Below are 18,859 nucleotides of genomic sequence, written 5' to 3' on the forward strand. Positions count from 1 at the left end.
AGCCCGACTGGTAACGAACCGTCACGCGCAAACCCCTCGAAGAGCCGCAAGGCTGAGGGGTTTTTTTATTCCCCGAAGCAAGACCCATCTAATGAAGATCCACTAAGGAAGAGTCCGATGAGCAAAGGATCGCCGATCAGCCCCTCGCTGATGGCTGCAAAGTCCGCTGGAGCCCACAAAGCTCCGGAAAAGATCGACCGTACGGCTGAAGCCGTCGTCGTCGACGCTGCTGCACCTCTCTCTCCTGTACTTGGGCCGAACACTGTTGTACCCCCAACGGTGATGTCCGGCTCACAAGCAATTGTCCGCTCGCTCGAAGAACTCGGCGTGGACGATATTTTCGGTTTGCCCGGTGGCGCGATCCTGCCCACCTACGACCCCTTGATGGCCTCCAGCATGAATCACATCCTGGTCCGTCACGAACAGGGAGCCGGCCACGCCGCGCAAGGCTACGCCATGGTTACCGGACGGGTTGGCGTTTGCATCGCCACCTCAGGACCCGGTGCCACCAACCTCGTTACCGCCATCATGGACGCCCACATGGACTCCGTGCCGATGGTAGCCATCACCGGCCAGGTTTCCAGCGGAGTCATCGGAACCGATGCCTTCCAGGAAGCGGACATCGTGGGAATCACGATGCCCATCACCAAGCACTCGTTCCTGGTCACTGACCCCAATGACATCCCGCACGTCATGGCAGAGGCTTTCCACCTCGCATCCACGGGCCGCCCGGGACCTGTCCTGGTGGACATTGCCAAGGACGCCCAAGTTGGCCAGATGACCTTCTCCTGGCCGCCGAAGGTTGACTTGCCGGGCTACCGTCCCGTCGTGCGGGGACACAACAAGCAGGTCCGTGAAGCTGCCAAGCTGATCGCTGCTTCCAGCAAGCCGGTCCTGTACGTGGGCGGCGGCGTGGTCAAGGGCCATGCTTCTGCCGAGCTCATGGAACTCGCGCTTGCTACCGGCGCTCCCGTGGTCACTACCTTGATGGCCCGCGGCGCCTTCCCGGATTCCCACCCGCAGCACGTTGGCATGCCAGGCATGCATGGTTCCGTCTCTGCCGTCACCGCGCTCCAGCAGGCCGACCTCCTGATAACGCTCGGTGCAAGGTTTGATGACCGCGTCACCGGCGTGCTGAAGACCTTTGCCCCGTTTGCCAAGGTCATTCACGCTGACATCGACCCCGCGGAAATCTCCAAAAACCGCACTGCCGATGTTCCGATCGTTGGCTCGGTCAAGGAAATCATTCCGGAACTCACCGAGGCCGTGAAGACACAGTTTGAGCTGAGCGGGACCCCGGACCTGGATTCGTGGTGGGCCTTCCTGGGCAACCTCCGCGACACCTACCCGCTGGGTTGGACGGAGCCCGAGGACGGCCTGACCGCCCCGCAGCGCGTGATCAAGCGCATCGGCGAACTCACCGGACCGGAAGGCATCTACGTGGCCGGCGTGGGCCAGCACCAGATGTGGGCCGCTCAGTTCATCAAGTACGAGCGCCCCCACGCATGGCTGAACTCCGGTGGCGCAGGAACCATGGGATACTCGGTTCCGGCAGCCATGGGCGCCAAAGTTGGTGAACCGGACCGTGTGGTGTGGGCCATCGACGGGGACGGCTGCTTCCAGATGACCAATCAGGAACTGGCCACCTGCGCCATTAACAACATCCCCATCAAGGTGGCCATCATCAACAACTCCTCGCTGGGTATGGTCCGCCAATGGCAGACGCTGTTCTACGAGGGCCGTTACTCGAACACGGATCTGAACACAGGCCACGACACCATCCGGATTCCGGACTTCGTCAAGTTGGCTGATGCCTACGGTTGCGCCGCACTGCGTTGTGAGCGCGACGAAGACATTGACGCCACCATCCAGAAGGCGCTGGAAATCAACGACCGCCCGGTGGTTATCGACTTCGTCGTCAGCCCCAACTCGATGGTGTGGCCGATGGTGCCTTCGGGCGTCAGCAATGACCAGATCCAAGTTGCCCGCAACATGACCCCGGAATGGGAAGAGGAGGACTAGGCATGAGCCGTCACACACTGTCCGTTCTGGTCGAAGACAAGCCCGGCGTGCTGACCCGCGTGGCCAGCCTCTTCGCCCGGCGCGCGTTCAACATCAATTCCCTTGCTGTGGGACCCACTGAGGTTCCGGGCATGTCCCGCATGACGGTTGTCGTCGACGCCGACGGCGACCTCATTGAGCAGGTCACCAAGCAGCTCAACAAGTTGGTCAACGTGATCAAAATTGTTGAACTGACTTCAGAATCTTCCGTACAACGTGACCACATCCTGGTCAAGGTACGTGCGGATGCCGCGACACGTCTGCAGGTAACCCAAGCTGCAGACCTGTTCCGTGCCGCAGTCGTCGACGTGTCCACAGACTCGTTGGTGATTGAGGCAACCGGTACCCCCGAGAAGCTCGCCGCGCTGCTGTCAGTGCTCGAGCCGTTCGGCATCCGTGAAATCGTGCAGTCCGGCACCTTGGCCGTTGGACGGGGATCCCGCTCCATGAGTGACAGGGCGCTCCGCTCCGCGTGAGCCTTGCGTCAAGTACCGCAGCACCACTATCAATATCTACGAAAAACCACTCAAGAGGAGTTACGCAAGTGACTGAAATGTTCTACGACGATGACGCAGACCTGTCGATCATCCAGGGCCGCAAGGTAGCAATCGTTGGCTACGGCTCGCAGGGCCACGCCCACGCACTGAACCTCCGCGATTCCGGCGTCGAGGTCGTTATCGCGCTCAAGGACGGCTCAAAGTCGGCCGCCAAGGCAGAGGACGCAGGCTTCACTGTCAAGAACGTTGCTGACGCCGCCGAATGGGCCGACGTCATCATGATCCTGGCACCGGACCAGCACCAGCGTGCGATCTACAACGACTCCATCAAGGACAAGCTGACCGAGGGCAAGGCACTTGCGTTCGCACACGGCTTCAACATCCGTTTCGGCTACATCGAAGCTCCGGCCGGCGTTGACGTCATCCTGATCGCCCCGAAGGCTCCCGGCCACACTGTGCGCCGCGAATTCGAAGCCGGCCGCGGTATCCCGGACATCATCGCTGTTGAGCAGGACGCATCCGGTTCCGCTTGGGACCTGGCGAAGTCCTACGCCAAGGCAATCGGTGGAACCCGCGCCGGCGTCATCAAGACCACCTTCACCGAAGAGACCGAAACCGATCTCTTCGGCGAGCAGTCCGTCCTCTGCGGCGGCGTTTCCCAGCTGGTCCAGTACGGCTTCGAAACCCTGACCGAAGCCGGCTACCAGCCGCAGATCGCCTACTTCGAGGTTCTCCACGAGCTCAAGCTCATTGTTGACCTCATGTGGGAAGGCGGCATTGCCAAGCAGCGCTGGAGCGTTTCCGACACCGCAGAGTACGGCGACTACGTTTCCGGCCCGCGCGTCATCACCCCCGAGGTGAAGGAAAACATGAAGGCTGTCCTCGCGGACATCCAGAGCGGTGCTTTTGCCAAGCGCTTCATCGATGATCAGGATAACGGTGGCGCCGAGTTCAAGGAACTGCGTGCCAAGGCTGAGCAGCACCCCATCGAAGAGGTCGGCCGCGAACTGCGCTCCCTGTTCTCCTGGCAGCAGCAGGACGCTGACTACGTTGAAGGTTCCGCAGCCCGCTGATCCTTCCGTGCCGGCCTGAAGGCCGCACACTACGACGCCCGTCCGGCGAACACAGCCGGGCGGGCGTTGTTGCGTATGATCCGCTGTTTCTCCACCGAATAGCACAGCAGTGTGGGCTGTGAACTTCTTCACAACCGCCGCCGGTCCGGCCGTAACATCGCTCCCCGGCAACGGAATCCCGGCCCGGATTCGATATTCTGGGCTGGTCCCGGCGCCGTGCCCCGGGCCACGCATCCGCTCCTTGTCCAGTTCTGTCCAAAGTTGTCCAAAGTAAGGTGCCACCCGTGTCAGCCAGCAAACCCGTCGTCCTCCTCGCCGAGGAACTTTCGCCCGCCACAGTCGAGGCATTAGGCCCGGACTTTGAAATCCGACAGACCGACGGCGCCGACCGTTCCCAGCTGCTGTCCGCCATTGCCGACGTCGATGCCATCCTGGTCCGGTCTGCCACCCAAGTGGATGCCGAAGCAATCGCGGCGGCTAAGAACCTCAAGGTCATCGCCCGTGCTGGCGTGGGCTTGGACAACGTGGATATCAAGTCTGCAACGCAGGCCGGCGTTATGGTGGTCAACGCCCCGACGTCCAACATTGTCTCTGCCGCTGAGCTCACCGTGGGTCACATCCTGAGCCTCGCCCGCCACATTCCGCAGGCCAGCTCTGCGTTGAAGAACGGCGAGTGGAAGCGTTCCAAGTACACCGGAATCGAACTTTTTGAGAAGAAGATCGGCATCATCGGCCTGGGACGCATTGGTGCTTTGGTGGCTGCACGCCTCCAGGGTTTCGACACTCAGATCCTGGCGTACGACCCCTACATCACGTCCGCCCGCGCAGCCCAGCTGGGCGTCAAGCTGGTCACACTGGATGAGTTGCTGGAAAACTCGGACTTCATCACCATTCACATGCCTAAGACACCTGAAACGGTGGGGATGCTCGGCGCCGATGCTTTCCGCAAGATGAAGGAAACGGCCTACGTGGTCAACGTGGCCCGCGGTGGCCTCGTGGACGAGGAAGCACTTCACATTGCGCTGAAGGAAGGCCAGATTGCCGGAGCAGGCGTTGACGTCTTCGTCAAGGAGCCCAGTACGGATCTGCCGTTCTTCGAGTTCGACAACGTCATTGTGACCCCCCACCTCGGGGCATCCACGGATGAGGCCCAGGAGAAGGCAGGCGTTTCAGTTGCCAAGTCCGTGCGCCTCGCCCTCGCCGGCGAGCTGGTACCGGACGCCGTGAACGTAGCCGGCGGAGTCATTGCTCAGGACGTGCGTCCTGGCATCCCGCTGATCGAGAAGCTGGGGCGGATCTTCACCGCGCTGACCCACGCTTCCTTGACGCAGATCGACGTTGAGGTAGCCGGTGAGATTGCCGCACTGGACGTCAAGGTGCTCGAGCTCGCCGCACTGAAGGGCGTTTTCGCGGACGTCGTCACGGAGCAGGTCTCCTACGTGAATGCTCCGGTGATCGCCGAACAGCGCGGCATCAACACCCGCCTCATCACCACCCCGGACGCTGAGGATTACCGCAATGTCCTAACCATCCGTGGTGCGCTCAGCGACGGTTCCCAGATTTCCGTCGCCGGAACCCTGACCGGTCCCAAGCAGGTGGAAAAGCTTGTGGGCGTCAACGGGTACGACGTCGAAATTCCCATCAGCGAACACCTGGTGGTTGTAGCCTACGCCGACCGTCCGGGCGTGATTGGCACCATTGGACACATCCTGGGCATGAACAACATCAACATCGGCGGAATGCAGGTGGCACGCCAGACCGAAGGCGGCCAGGTACTGGCACTCCTGACCATCGACAGCTCCGTTCCGCAGCAAGTGCTGGAAGCCATCAAGGCCGGTATTGGCGCTGAGATGGTTCGCGAAGTGGACCTGGAGGACTAGCACTGATCCGTATCAGTTAGGTTCGCGTGCCGGCGACACACCTTGGCACGCAGGAGTGGCCGGTCTGCTTACAATGGCTGGGTCCGGAATTCGGACCCGGCAGCAGGCCGGCCACAACTTTTTTGCACATACAGCCCGGTATTCCTTTGTGTCTTTTGAGGAATAACGGAGCATGTGTGCGCGCCCGTAATCAAGGTCTCAGGGAGCCCAATGAACGCCGTCCAAAGGTTCATCAGAAGCCGTGTGCTGCTGCTGACCGCGGCCATTTTGATCGTCGCCATGTGCTTGTCCGTCCTCGTCCAGAGCCAGTCGCAGGCGGCTCTGAACAGGACAGTGGACGAGAACTCGCGGGGACTCTACGACATCCTGGTCCAGGCAAAGCCTGACCAGTCACAAGATGGCGACGGCGGTGCATTGATCCAGCCGGAAATCGCCAACGGCCAGGGCGGCATCAGCTTTGAACAGTTGGAGAAGATTCGGACCATGGGCCAAACGGCCGTGGCCGCGCCCATCAGCCTGGTCTCGCGCGTATCGCAAAACCTTGAGGCCCCTCGCCTTAACGCCATGGACTACCTGGGGTACAACGCGGGACTTGCCGGGGCAGTAACGGCGGGGGACCCCTCCGCCATGGACTCCAGCAAATGGCCTGCAGCGGAATCCGTGCTCTCTGATTCCCCCAAGAAGTATCGTCTGACCGCCTCTGCCACCAGCTCTGACGGCGTTAACCAGCAGACTCTCTTCAAGACCAGCGCTGAAGGTACTTTGGGCAAGGGCCGGCTGATCCAGGAACAGACTGCGGGCGGCACCAACGTCCGGATCGCGGGCCCCGAGGGCGAGACCGGCGTCAAGTTCCCGGCCCCCGCCTTGGGCTCCGAGCACAACCTCTTCAATCTCTCCGTAGCGCTTCCCTTGGCGCCCGAGGTGACAGAGTCCGTCGTCGCCGTCGACCCCGCCGCTGAGCGCGCGCTGCTGGGCTCCGCAGGAGACTTCCTGGCACCACTGGAGAAAGCTCCTCCGGCAGACGCCCGTGACGCCGGTGCAATCGGACGCCACTTCGAAAGTCTTTTCACCACCGGCCTCAGCATGGACCAGCTGGAAGAAGGACCGGATTTCCTGGGTGTAAAGCTCAAATACTGGGCGCCGCTGATGACGCAGTACCAGCAAGCCAAGCGCGACGGCCTACTGACCAATGATTCCAAGGCCATCCCGCTGATTGTCCGTTCCGGCACCTCCCTTGACCTCCAGTACTCGGTAAAGATCGAGGAACTTGATGCAAGTGGCAAGGTGGTCAAGGATGTTGGCACCGTAACGCGGTCCTTGGACAAGGACTACCTCCCGTTCGTATCCAAGTCCCCGTTCGCCCTCGAATGGCCGGGATCCACTGACCACAGCCAATTGCTGGGCAGCACGGCTTCCTTCAGCCAGGGCCTGTACAACCCGGCCGCTTGGAGCACCGCTTTTGCCGCCGCTCCGCAGTACAAGGACGGCGATGAAGCCGCCAACGGTGCAACAGACAAGAGCGCCATCCCGGGAGACTGGGTGACGGTCAACCGTTTGCCCGAGAAGTCCTCCTTTGGGGCAGCGGTGGACCAGACGCAACGCAAGCCGGTGGACGAACGTTCCTACCGGGAGGACCTGGAGACGGGCAAGAAGCCGGCTACACCATTGCCCATGGTGTACGGAACCTTCGACCCTGCCGCCGTAAAGTCTGCGGCCGGGGACGTCAACAAGCTTCCCTTGGGCGGCTATGACCCCACTCCCATGACGCTGAGCAAGGACGCTGAGGGCAAAGAGGTGGAGGGCACGGAACTGAAGCCGTCCCTGAGCGCTACGGGCCTGGTCAGCCAGTCCGCCGGAGCCATCACCGACTACTACGGTCTGGCAGCAGCTCGTGGCTACGACAGCAACGCAGATGTCATTGACGCCATCCGGGTCAAAGCATCAGCAAGCGGCAACTGGAAGACGGCACAGCCCGAGGTGGAGAAACTTGCCACCCAGATCCGCGAGCTGGGCCTTGAGGCCACTGTGGTGGCTGGATCCGCCCGCGAGGACGCCAACATTTTTGTCCCCGGCTATAGCAAAGACGACGCCGGTAAGGAATCACCGCTGGGCACCGTCCAGCAGTCGTGGGTACGGCAGGACGCGGCCGATGCCGTCTCCGGCTCCCTCACCGGAACCAATATCACCCTGCTGTTCCTGACCCTTCTTGGCGCCACACTCCTGACGGGTGCCTCCACCGTGAGCTACATCCGCCAGCGCAGGAGCGAAGCCGGAATTCTTCGCGCCATGGGGTGGACGCAAAAACGCATACGATCCTGGGTCCTGGAAGAGTTCGGCGTAGGTGCCGCTGCTCTCGCTGCCGCCGGCATTGTCCTGAGCCTGCTGAGCTGGAATATCGCCACCGTGATCGTCTCGGTGACCATGCTTGTCATTTACTGTGGTGCTGCATTGCTGGCCGCCCAGCAGTTGCGCCACCGCGTGGTGATTGATCAGGAGCCGCAGCACGACGACCGGCTGGTCACCGTGGACTCGCCGCTGACATTTGCGAACAGGCAGCTGACAACCAACCGGTTCAACTCGATCTCTCTGGCCGTGGCAGTGGGTGTGTTTGGTGCCGCAGTGGGTGCCCTCATCGCGCTCCTGATCGACATTCCCCGGGCTGCCGGCGCCAGCGCACTGAGTGGTCTTGCCGCAGCAAGCATCGCCCTGCCGAGCGTCATCCTCGCTGTTTTCGGTGTGGTTGTCGGGCTCCTGTTGACCTTGGTCACCGGCCGCTTCGAACTCCATGCCAAACGGGAGTACCTCGGTACCTTGCGTGCCATGGGCTGGAACCCGGACATGCTGGGCCAGGTCCGCTTCTTTGAAAACGCACTAGTGGGCACGGTGGCACTTCCGCTGGGTGTCCTCGGCGCCTTGGGGCTGGGGCTGCTCCTGGCTCCCTACGCGGCTCTTTGGGCCGGGCTGGCCGGTCTGCTGGCCGTAATTTGCTGGATTCCGATTGCAACGAAAGTAGTCAAATGACTGACAATCCCAACCCCGAGCTGACGGCCACCCCGGAATCGGCGGAAGAGTCATTGCAGACCCGTGCCAACACCATCGTGAGGGCCACGGATCACGCAACACCCCTGGAACTGAGCCGGGTCACCATCCACTACGGTGGCGACAAAGGCGGAGCCGAGGAAGTTGACGTGGTGGACGACTTCAACCTCACCCTTCATTCCGGCGAAATGCACTGTGTTGCCGGTCGAAGCGGCTCCGGTAAGACCAGCATCCTGACCGTCAGCGCAGGACTGACGCTCCCGACGTCGGGCAGAGTCTTCTGGGAGGGCCAGCCCCTGGACAGCATGGGCGACGACGAGATCGCGGACCGCCGCCGGGCGCTGATCGGCTACGTGGATCAGGGCGGTGCCTTGATTGACGGCATGAGCGCGTTGGAAAACGTCCTGCTCCCCGCCGTGCCCGATGGCGAAGTGGAACAGCGTACCGAGATGGCCAAGGACCTCCTGGACCTCGTGGGCCTGGGACGCCGCATGCGCCACCGTCCTGCGCAGCTTTCCGGTGGTGAACGTCAGCGCGTGGCTATTGCCCGCGCCCTGATCCTGGGAACCCGCGTATTGGTGGTGGACGAGCCCACGGCCAGCCTTGACCGTGCGGCGGCCAACCGCATCATCGGCATTCTGAAGGACACCACCAGCGATGGCATTGCCGTCCTGGTTGCCTCCCACGACCACGAGCTCGTGCGGCTCAGCGATACGCTGACCGAACTTAACTAAGCTATTTCATCCCAAAAAAAGGTAACTTCTTAGAGTGACGTCTCCAGAGAAATCCCCGTTCTACATCACCACCGCAATCAGCTACCCCAACGGCGTGCCGCACATCGGCCACGCTTACGAGGTCATTGCGACTGATGCCATGGCACGCTTCAAGCGCCTTGACGGCCATGAAGTGTTCTTCATGACCGGAACGGACGAGCACGGACTCAAGATGCAGCAGTCAGCCGAGAAGGAAGGCATCTCTGCCAAACAGCTCGCTGACCGCAACTCGGCAGCCTTCAAGCAGATGAGCCAGGACTTGGGCATCTCCCATGACCGCTTCATCCGCACCACGGACCAGGACCACTACGCCGCCTCCCAAGCCATCTGGAAGAAGATGGAAGCCAACGGCGATATCTACCTGTCCAAGTACGAGGGCTGGTACTCCGTCCGTGACGAGGCATATTACGTCGAGGACGACACCGTGGTGAAGGAGGACGGGCTTCGCTACTCCAAGGAAACGGACACTCTGGTGACGTGGACCGCCGAGGAAAGCTACTTTTTCCGGCTCTCCAATTACCAGGAGAAACTCCTTGCCCTGTACGAGGAACAACCGGAGTTTGGTGCGCCGCAGTCGCGCTTCAATGAGGTCATCAGTTTTGTCCGGCGCGGCCTGGAAGACCTGTCCATTAGCCGCACCACGTTCGACTGGGGCGTTCCCGTCCCCGGCGATGAAAAGCACGTCATGTACGTCTGGGTCGACGCCCTGACCAATTACCTGACCGGCGTGGGCTACCCGGATATCGAGTCGGAATCATTCAAGAAGTTCTGGCCTGCCGACGTCCACGTGATCGGCAAGGACATCTCACGCTTCCACGCTATTTACTGGCCCGCTTTCCTCATGAGTGCAGGCCTGGAGTTGCCCAAGCGCGTCATGATCCACGGCTTCCTCACCAACAATGGTGTGAAGATGTCCAAGTCTTTGGGCAACGTGGTGGCACCGCAGGACTTCGTGGCACAGTACGGCCTGGACCAGTGCCGCTACTTCTTCCTCCGCGAAGTTCCGTTCGGTGCGGACGGCAACTACAACCACGAAGCCATTGTGGGCCGCATGAACTCGGATCTGGCCAACAACTTCGGTAACCTGGCCCAGCGTTCGCTGTCCATGGTGGCGAAGAACTGTGAAGGCAAGGTTCCCGTACCCGGCGCATTCACGGCAGAGGATGATGCTTTGCTGGCACAGGCTGGTGCGCTGCTGGAAACTGCCCGCGCAGCGTTCGACAAGCAGGAATTCAGCCGGGCCTTGGAAGCCATCTGGACTGTCCTCGGCGACACCAACGCGTATTTCGCCGAACAAGCTCCGTGGGTACTGCGCAAGACGGACATCGACCGCATGAACACGGTCCTTTACGTCACCCTGGAGGTTGTGCGGATCGTGGCGATCCTCGCACAGCCGGTTATGCCGTCGTCGTCGGCCAAGTTCCTTGAGGTTCTCGGCCAGCCGGAGGGTGAGGCCCGCCAGTTCGCCGCAATCGCGACGCCTTTGGTGGCAGGGACAGCGCTGCCGGCACCTGCACCTGTCTTCCCGCGGTACGAAGAACCCGCCGAGGCATAAACCTTCTCTCACATCACAGCCGTAAACAAGAAACGCTCTCTCACTTCCTGCCGGTCTATCCAGGGAAGTGAGAGAGCGTTTCTGTTTAAGGGTGATTAGCTGATAGAGCGTCGGGGGCTTAGGCGGTAGCTAGCCCCTCAACCGGTGACAACCGTGCCGCCCGCCGGGCAGGCACCACCGATGCCAGAAGTCCGGCGACTACGGCTACGCCAAAGACAGCTGCCAACTGCAGCCACGGCACCGCCGGAACAACACTGGCCACGCCGCCCAGGGTTGCCTGCGCTCCAAGCCATCCGTAAACGACGCCCATGCCGGCTCCCATGATCGCTGCCACGCCTGCGACGAGCACGGCTTCAATAGCCAACATCCCGCGAAGCTGCCCCTTGGTCAGGCCAAGGGCGCGGAGCAACGAGTTCTCGCGCGTCCGCTCCAGGACCGACAGCGACAAGGTGTTGGCCACGCCAATCAACGCGATCACCACTGCGACACCAAGGAGCCCAGTGACCACCAGCAACAGGACATCGATGATGCTGTTGAAGGTCACTCGCTCAATTGCTGCACCGCTGACAGTGCGCTCATGAACACCCAGAGCGGACGCGATGTCCTTCTGGATGGCCTGAACCCGGTCCCCGGAGACCGAATCGTCCAGTTTCACCCACACCATGCCCGGCGTTTCCGGCAACGCAGCTGAAGAGATGCTGGAACTCTCCACAAAGGCGGGTACGTGGCGGGTTCGCAGAACCTTGGCGTCGAGCGTAACGCTGCCTGCCGCCGTCGAGATGTCTGCTGGTCCCTGCCCGGAGTCTTCAGGCAGGTACACGGTGCCTGGCACCGGCTTGAGTTTGTTGTCGCGCAGTACGGATGCGGCATCAACGGCGGAGAGCCCGTAGACGGTGGTGGCGGCGTCAGGCGTCGCTCCGTCCTGCAGCGTTCCCAACGGTTGGAGCAGCACCGCAGCGCTGACGCCGTCGAGGGCTTTGATTCGAGACAGGGCCTGCGTGGGGTCGGTGCCGTCCACTGCTGTCTGAGCGGACAGGTCCACCGGATAGTTTTCCGCCAAGGTGTCGTTGAATGCCTGCCTGGACGTCGCCGCCCCCGTCATCATGAGGGAGACCAGCGTGACCCCGATCAGCAGTGCAGCGGCCGTAGCGGAAGTGCGGGCAGGGTTTCGCGTCGCGTTAACTGCTGCGAGCTTGCCGGGCACACCGGCCGGTGCTGCCAATCGGCCTGCCATGGCTACCACGGAGGGGATGAACAGGGTGGAGCACAGCAGGATGCCCACAAACGAGGCAGCACCCCCGAGCAACGCCACCAGCAAGGAGACCGTCAGGCTGCCGTACACCAGCACGACGGCTCCGCCCAGCACGGCCACGAGGCCCAGGATAAGGCGGATCTTGCCTCGCCGGTTGCCCACGGTGGCGTCGTCGGCCGGTCGGAGGGCCGCCAGTGGTGCCACGGCTGTTGCCGCTTTCGCGGGTACCAGGGCAGCCACCACCGTCAGGAGCGTGCCGGCTACCAGGCCGGCAATGATGGCCGACGGCGGTACCGCCAGTGTGGCGAAGGCTTGCTCAGGTTGGGACTTGGCCCAGGCAATCAATCCGGTCATCAGGCCGGTGGCAGCGAGGACGCCCACAACCGAGGAAATGAAACCGACCACCAGCGCCTCCAGCATGACGGATCCGCGGATCTGTGACCGGCCGGCACCAAGGCACCGAAGCAAAGCCAACTCCCTGGTCCGCTGGGCAACCAGGACTGAGAACGTATTGGCTACCACCAAAGTGGAAACAAGGATGGCCACTCCAGCGAAAGCGAGCAACACAACGGTCAACTGATCCTGGCCGGCACTGAGCATGGCCACTGTGGAGGTGACCTTCTCCTGCGCCGTTTCCAGCACGGGTCCAACGGTGCCGGCCGCTTCCATACGGTGTGCGATGAAGTCCTTGGCTGCGGTGACGTCTTCCCCGGGCTTGAGCGCGAACTGCAGCCCCGAATACCCGGCGCCCGCGTCCTGCACGGCGTTCAGAACCGATTCCGAACCCACCAACTGGGCAGCCGATGACGAGAAAGGATCGTTAGTGGCTTTCATGAGGCCCGATACGGTGATCTTCGCTGTCTTGACCGGTCCCGCGCCGCGCAACTCCACGGTACTGCCGACTGTGAGGCCCAAATGCTCGGCAGTCTTGACGTCAATTGCGGCTTCCAAGCCGCTCGATGGCATGGACCCTGAGGACAGCATGCCACTCTCCAGGGAAACCGGCGCCGCATTGCGCAGGCGCCCGTACTGCTCACCGCCACCGGCCACGAACGTCACATACGTGGAACGCTCGGCGTAGCTGTCCTGGACTGCAGGGGATGAAACGGCTGCATCCACCGCAGCCTGGGTGAACGGCTCCCCGTTCTTGGATGTAGCCACAACATCGGCGTTGCGGTACGCCTCGCCGATACTCGCGCCCAGTGAGGCATTGGTGCTGGCGCCCACCATAAGGGTGGCCGAGAGAAACATGACGGACAACATGACTGCAAGCCCGATAGCGACGAATCGTCGGAAATGCGTCGTCAATTGGGAGACGGCAACACGCAACATGCCTCAGGCCCCCAGCTTGCCGAGGGCGGTCAGCACAGAGTCTGCCGTTGGATGGTGAATCTCGCCCACCAGGCCTCCGTCGCTCATCAGTACTACGCGGTCCGCGTAGCTGGCGGCCACGGGATCGTGGGTGACCATGATGATGGTCTGCCCCATCTCCTGGCTGCTCCGGCGCAGCAGTGCCAATACTTCCCCGCCGGCCTTTGAGTCGAGGTTGCCGGTTGGTTCGTCACCAAACACGACGTCGGGACGAGTCAGCAGCGCCCGGGCAACAGCCACGCGCTGCTGTTGGCCACCGGAGAGCTCATGTGGCCGATGCTTCATACGGTCCTTGAGCCCAAGGGTTGTGACAACGGTATCCAGCCATCCGGCGTCGGCAGTGGTTCCTGCCAAGGCGAGGGGGAGCGTGATGTTCTGTTCGGCAGTCAAAGTGGGCACCAGGTTGAATGCCTGGAAAACGAAGCCGATCCTCTCACGGCGGAGCGCCGTGAGCTGGCGGTCGTTGAGCCCTGTCAGTTCCGTGCCGCCCAGCACAATCCGTCCGGAATCAGCCGTATCCAAGCCGGCGAGACAGTGCATCAAAGTGGATTTGCCGGAGCCGGACGGCCCCATGATGGCAGTGAACTTTCCGGCGTCGAAGCTCACGGACACCCTGTTCAGGGCAGTCACGGTGGTATCGGCGCGGCCGTAGCTCTTGGTCAGCTCATGAGCCTCCACAGCGGGACGGGCCTGAGCGCCTGCCGAGCCTGCCGGACGATCGGTTCCTGACGGGTGGGGGAGAGACGTGAATGTTGTCATGGTTCCACGCTATGGTTCAGCCCTGCGCTGGAGGATCGGGCTGCGGGCCCATTATTCCGGGGGCCTGCTCATACCGTGGTCTGAGACTGGCCGCCGCAGTGCAGGGCTGCCTAAGTACCCGGCGCCACCACGCCGGTCTCATAGGCAATGACTACAATCTGGACGCGGTCCCGTGCACCAAGCTTGGCCAGAATATGGCCCACATGGGTCTTCACCGTTGCCTCGGAAAGGAACAGGCCCGCTGCTATCTCCGGATTGGACTGTCCCTGTGCGATCAGCTGGAATACCTCGCGCTCGCGGGTGGTCAGGCGCTCGACTGCGGCTGCATGTTCAGTTTGCTCCGGCGATTGAGTCCTCAGGAGCGGTGCCACGTGGTCAAGCAGGCGCCGGGTGGTGGAAGGAGCGATCACGGCGTCACCGCGGTAGACGGTGCGGATGGCCTCGAGTAGTTCCTCTGGCGGTGCATCTTTGAGGAGGAACCCGCTGGCACCGGCCTGAATCGCGGCAAGGGCGTACTCGTCCAGATCGAACGTGGTCAGGACCACGATTTTGATTTCGGCCCGTTGGGAGCCGGAGGGCTGTGCCGCAGCTTGTTCCAAAATTCGACGGGTTGCTTCAATGCCGTCCATCCCGGGCATGCGGACATCCATCAGGACCACGTCGGCGGCAGTGGCGCTCAGGGCCTGTACCGCCTCAATCCCGTTTCCTGCCTCAGCCACCACCTCCAGGTCCGGCTGGGAATTGATCAACATGCCAAAACCGGACCTCACCAATTGCTGGTCATCAACGAGCGCCACACGAATGGGCGCAGGAACTTCAGGCATGGCTAGGCCTCCGAATAGGGGATGAATGCGGATACACGGAAACCGCCGCCCTGTACCGGGCCTGCGGTCAAGGAACCATCGTAGAGGGAGACTCGCTCGCCCATTCCCGGAAGCCCGTTACCGCCGCCTGCCGTTGGCGGATCAGCAGCGGCGCCCCGGCCGTCGTCGATGATGTCCACTTGCAGGCCTCGGGCCTGCCACGTGAGCGTTACCGCCGCCGTCGCCTTGGGGCCGGCGTGTTTCATCACATTGGTGAGTGCTTCCTGAATGATTCGATAGGCAGTGAGTTCGGCGCCGGCAGGAAGGGCCCTGCGGGGCACACCGGTCTGTTCGAAGGCCACCTGAAGTGTCGCAGCGCGGAAGCCGAGGAGGAGTTCATCGAGATCCGAAAGCCGGGGTTGTGGGCGGGTAGGGGAGTCCTCGTCCGAGCGGAGGACCCCCAGCAGCCTTCTCATTTCGCCCAAGGAATCCCGGCCTGTAGCTGCGATGGTGGCCAATGCTTCGGTGGCGAGCTCGGGTTGTGCCGCAGCCGCGTATCGTGCGCCGTCCGCTTGGGTAATGATGACGGACAGCGAATGCGCCACGATGTCGTGCATCTCGCGGGCGATGTGGGAGCGTTCGTCGGCAGCGGCCAGTTTCCGTTCCTGCATCTGCTCCACTTCGAGTCGCCGTGTTCGGTCCTCCAGTGCCTGAAGCTGGAGGCGGCGGACGCGCGTCAGGTCACCAAGTGTCCAACTCACCAAGACAAGCATCCATATCAGCACGGTATAGAGCGCGCCTATGGTCAGGCCCAGAATTCCGGATTCGGCGGTAGTGGAAAAGAGCCGTGTGGTGAGCATGACCCCACCGACGAGCCCGGCCAGCAGAACCGTCCGGCTCGCCCACGCAGGTCCGTAGGCAGCCGTTGCGTAGATGACCAGCGGGACCGCGATTTGGCCCGCTACCGGTTCCGCACCCACGGCCCACTGGATGAGGCACACAAGGATCACGACGCCGGCCGCCACAGCCGGGCGCGTACGTCGCCAGGCGAGGGGGAACAGGAGGCTGCAGGACAGAAGGAACAGCCAAGGCCTGTCGGCGACCAGATATACGGGACCGAAGAGGAGAATCAGCAGGCAGGTGGCCGTCATGTCCACTTTGAAGCGGTTGATCCGGAACCATTCGTAAGCTGCGTGCCTTCTATCCACGCTATGACTCTATGCGCTGGGTCCCGGCATGGGCATCATGCCGTGGTCTGAGCCTTCCGTTGCTGCAACCAGATGCCGTTGTTCAAGGAGTGAGACGATTTTGACCAGCATGTGGATTGCTTGGCTAGATAGAACCATGAGTGCAACGTCCATCAATCTCGCTGTCATCCCTGGCGACGGCATTGGCCCAGAGGTCATCGCCGAAGCCGTCAAGGTCCTCGAAAAGGCTGTCGCCGCCGAAGGCGTCGCCCTCGAACTGACCAACTATAAGCTCGGTGCCCAGCACTGGCTTGAGACCGGCGAGACCCTCCCGGACGAGGTCCTGGCGGATCTGCGCACCCGCGATGCAATCCTCTTTGGTGCAGTAGGCGCAGCTCCGGGCGATACCCGCATCCCGTCCGGCATCATTGAACGCGAGATGCTGCTCAAGCTCCGCTTCAGCCTGGACCACTATGTAAACCTGCGCCCGTCCCGCCTCTACGGTACGGTCGGCAGCCCGTTGGCCAACCCCGGCGCCATCGATTTCATCGTGGTCCGCGAAGGCACCGAAGGTCCCTATGTGGGCAACGGCGGCACATTGCGAGGCGGGACACCCCATGAGGTGGCCACGGAAGTTTCCCTCAATACCGCCCACGGCGTGGAGCGCGTGGTTCGCGATGCCTTCCGCCGCGCCAGCGAGCGTCCGCGCAAGCACGTCACCCTTGTCCACAAGCACAATGTGCTCGTGTTTGCCGGGCACCTGTGGAAGCGGACCGTCGAGGCCGTGGCCAAGGAATTCCCCGAGGTCACCCACGACTACCTGCACATTGACGCAGCCACCATCTTCATGGTGACCGACCCCTCCAGCTTTGATGTCATCGTCACCGACAACCTCTTCGGCGACATCCTCACCGACCTCGCGGCTGCCGTTACCGGCGGCATTGGCCTGGCGGCATCGGGCAACATCAACATGGACCGCACAGCACCGTCCATGTTTGAGCCCGTCCACGGCTCCGCTCCAGACATCGCCGGACAGCAGAAAGCCGATCCCACCGCGGCCATCCTCTCCGCAGTGCTGCTCCTGGACCACCTTGGCTACACCACGGCGGCCCGAAAGATCGAAGCGGCAGTAGTCGCCGACGTCGAGAGCCGCACCGGCGAGCCACGCAGCACAGCTGCCATTGGCGACGCCATTGCGGCCGCACTTTAGGCCCAATACTCAGGCGTAAGCTTGTCTTGAATTATTTACCTGCTTCCCTGGTCCATCGCTGAACCACACCCTTTTGGGGACCCGGTTCGCCCTGCCAGGTAGCTGACTGTGGAGGAAACATGACTCAGACTGCCCATGGCGTCGAATTCAGCCAGCAGCTTTCGGAAACACCGAAATCTGCTGAGGAGCGTGCAGCCGTCCTGGCGAACCCGGGATTTGGCGACTACTTCACCGACCACACCGCCGTCGTCGACTACAAAGTTGACGCCGATGGCAATGGCGGTTGGCAGAACGCCCGGATCGAGCCCTACGGACCCATCTCCCTGGACCCGTCCGCTGCCGTGCTGCATTACGGCCAGGAAATCTTTGAGGGTCTGAAGGCCTACCGTCACGCCGACGGATCCGTGTGGACCTTCCGGCCTGAGGCCAACGCCGCGCGCTTGAACAAGTCGGCACGCCGCCTTGCCCTTCCGGAGCTGCCCGAGGAGTACTTCCTCGGTGCCATCCGCGAACTCGTACAGGCGGACCAGGAATGGGTGCCGTCCGGCGACGGTGAAGCCCTGTACCTGCGCCCGTTCATGATCGCCACAGAAGCGTTCCTTGGTGTCCGTGCTGCCCGCGAAGTGTCTTTCCGGGTCATCGCTTCCCCTGCCGGCAACTACTTCGGTGGCGAGCTCAAGCCTGTTTCCATCTGGATCTCCCGCGAATACGCCCGTGCGGGCCGCGGTGGAACAGGTGCGGCCAAGTGCGGCGGAAACTATGCAGCGTCCCTGATCGCACAGCAGGAAGCCGAAGCGAACGGTTGCAAGCAGGTACTTTTCCTGGACCACTTCAACGACGACGCCGTGGAAGAACTCGGCGGAATGAACGTCTTCTTCGTCATGAAGGACGGTTCCTTGGTTACTCCCGCACTCAGCGGCACCATCCTGGAAGGCGTGACGCGTATGTCCGTCATCCAGGTGGCCAAGGACATGGGCCGTGAGGTCACCGAGCGGAAGATCACCCTGGACGAGTGGCGCGAAGGCGTCGCTTCCGGCGAGATCACCGAGGTCTTCGCTTGTGGCACCGCAGCAGTGATCACGCCGATCGGTGTGCTCAAGGACGCCACGGAATTCATCGGTTCCGAGGACGCGAAGGCCGGGGAGACCACCATGGCCATCCGCCAGCAGCTCCTTGGCATCCAAACCGGAACGGTTGAGGACACCCACGGCTGGCTGACCCGCCTGGTCTAGTACCCGGGTGCCCTGCACAAACTAAAGACGCACGACGGCGGCCCGTCCCCTTGGCAGACAAGCGGACGGGCCGCCGTTCTGCTTCCCCGGACGCTCTCGCAGATCCCTCGGGTTTGGGGCGGGCCCTCTTGCAGGTCACTGGGGGCGTTCTAACGCTGTCAATTCTG

Annotated in this window: 13 protein-coding genes; 9 read left to right on the plus strand and 4 right to left on the minus strand. The window is 62.3% G+C overall.

Features of this window, described 5'->3' with window-relative positions; genetic code table 11:
- The first annotated feature begins 117 nt into the window (after window positions 1–117).
- From EU811_RS12470 to metG, 7 genes are all read left to right on the plus strand, one after another.
- Entirely contained in the window at window positions 118–2,022 is a 1,905-nt protein-coding gene (locus EU811_RS12470) for an acetolactate synthase large subunit (RefSeq protein ID WP_011775175.1), read from the plus strand.
- 2 nt (window positions 2,023–2,024) lie between these two features.
- Window positions 2,025–2,537: an acetolactate synthase small subunit gene (ilvN, locus tag EU811_RS12475; RefSeq protein WP_011775174.1), complete on the plus strand. Its 513-nt coding sequence runs from the start codon at window positions 2,025–2,027 to the stop codon at window positions 2,535–2,537.
- Between the two features lie 68 nt (window positions 2,538–2,605).
- Window positions 2,606–3,631, plus strand: coding sequence for a ketol-acid reductoisomerase (gene ilvC / locus EU811_RS12480; protein WP_142938726.1), 1,026 nt, complete (start codon window positions 2,606–2,608; stop codon window positions 3,629–3,631).
- Window positions 3,632–3,915: 284 nt separating this feature from the next.
- Window positions 3,916–5,511, plus strand: coding sequence for a phosphoglycerate dehydrogenase (gene serA / locus EU811_RS12485; RefSeq protein ID WP_142938727.1), 1,596 nt, complete (start codon window positions 3,916–3,918; stop codon window positions 5,509–5,511).
- Between the two features lie 210 nt (window positions 5,512–5,721).
- On the plus strand, window positions 5,722–8,532 hold the full coding sequence (locus EU811_RS12490) for an FtsX-like permease family protein (RefSeq protein ID WP_142938728.1): 2,811 nt from the start codon (window positions 5,722–5,724) through the stop codon (window positions 8,530–8,532).
- Window positions 8,529–9,284: an ABC transporter ATP-binding protein gene (locus EU811_RS12495; RefSeq protein ID WP_142938729.1), complete on the plus strand. Its 756-nt coding sequence runs from the start codon at window positions 8,529–8,531 to the stop codon at window positions 9,282–9,284. Before EU811_RS12490 ends, EU811_RS12495 begins: the two co-directional genes overlap by 4 nt.
- Window positions 9,285–9,318: 34 nt before the next feature.
- Window positions 9,319–10,878 (plus strand): methionine--tRNA ligase, encoded by a 1,560-nt coding sequence (gene metG, locus EU811_RS12500; RefSeq protein WP_142938730.1) that lies wholly within the window; start codon window positions 9,319–9,321, stop codon window positions 10,876–10,878.
- Window positions 10,879–10,996: 118 nt separating this feature from the next.
- Here the strand turns inward: metG and EU811_RS12505 are convergent, their stop codons facing one another.
- From EU811_RS12505 to EU811_RS12520, 4 genes are all read right to left on the minus strand, one after another.
- Entirely contained in the window at window positions 10,997–13,462 is a 2,466-nt protein-coding gene (locus EU811_RS12505; protein ID WP_142938731.1) for an ABC transporter permease, read from the minus strand.
- Between the two features lie 3 nt (window positions 13,463–13,465).
- Window positions 13,466–14,260: an ABC transporter ATP-binding protein gene (locus tag EU811_RS12510; RefSeq protein ID WP_142938732.1), complete on the minus strand. Its 795-nt coding sequence runs from the start codon at window positions 14,258–14,260 to the stop codon at window positions 13,466–13,468.
- Between the two features lie 110 nt (window positions 14,261–14,370).
- Window positions 14,371–15,084, minus strand: a complete 714-nt coding sequence (locus EU811_RS12515; protein ID WP_142938733.1) for a response regulator — start codon at window positions 15,082–15,084, stop codon at window positions 14,371–14,373.
- 2 nt (window positions 15,085–15,086) lie between these two features.
- A complete protein-coding gene (locus EU811_RS12520; protein ID WP_165450186.1) occupies window positions 15,087–16,271 on the minus strand; it encodes a sensor histidine kinase in 1,185 nt (394 codons plus the stop codon).
- A 136-nt stretch (window positions 16,272–16,407) separates the two neighbouring features.
- On the opposite strand from EU811_RS12520, the gene EU811_RS12525 reads away from it, so the two are divergent.
- Together EU811_RS12525 and EU811_RS12530 are read left to right on the plus strand one after the other, a co-directional pair.
- Window positions 16,408–17,460, plus strand: a complete 1,053-nt coding sequence (locus EU811_RS12525; RefSeq protein WP_142938734.1) for a 3-isopropylmalate dehydrogenase — start codon at window positions 16,408–16,410, stop codon at window positions 17,458–17,460.
- Between the two features lie 119 nt (window positions 17,461–17,579).
- Window positions 17,580–18,692, plus strand: coding sequence for a branched-chain amino acid aminotransferase (locus EU811_RS12530; RefSeq protein WP_142938735.1), 1,113 nt, complete (start codon window positions 17,580–17,582; stop codon window positions 18,690–18,692).
- Window positions 18,693–18,859 lie beyond the last annotated feature (167 nt).

It is taken from the genome of Arthrobacter sp. TS-15 (assembly GCF_006964045.1).
Classification (GTDB): Bacteria; Actinomycetota; Actinomycetes; order Actinomycetales; family Micrococcaceae; genus Arthrobacter.

Coding starts and splice junctions, on each gene's coding strand:
- EU811_RS12470 (WP_011775175.1), top strand. CDS start 118: ATGAGCAAAGGATCGCCGATCAGCCCCTCGCTGATGGCTGCAAAGTCC.
- ilvN (WP_011775174.1), top strand. CDS start 2,025: ATGAGCCGTCACACACTGTCCGTTCTGGTCGAAGACAAGCCCGGCGTG.
- EU811_RS12490 (WP_142938728.1), top strand. CDS start 5,722: ATGAACGCCGTCCAAAGGTTCATCAGAAGCCGTGTGCTGCTGCTGACC.
- EU811_RS12495 (WP_142938729.1), top strand. CDS start 8,529: ATGACTGACAATCCCAACCCCGAGCTGACGGCCACCCCGGAATCGGCG.
- EU811_RS12505 (WP_142938731.1), bottom strand. CDS start 13,462: ATGTTGCGTGTTGCCGTCTCCCAATTGACGACGCATTTCCGACGATTC.
- EU811_RS12510 (WP_142938732.1), bottom strand. CDS start 14,260: ATGACAACATTCACGTCTCTCCCCCACCCGTCAGGAACCGATCGTCCG.
- EU811_RS12515 (WP_142938733.1), bottom strand. CDS start 15,084: ATGCCTGAAGTTCCTGCGCCCATTCGTGTGGCGCTCGTTGATGACCAG.
- EU811_RS12525 (WP_142938734.1), top strand. CDS start 16,408: ATGAGTGCAACGTCCATCAATCTCGCTGTCATCCCTGGCGACGGCATT.
- EU811_RS12530 (WP_142938735.1), top strand. CDS start 17,580: ATGACTCAGACTGCCCATGGCGTCGAATTCAGCCAGCAGCTTTCGGAA.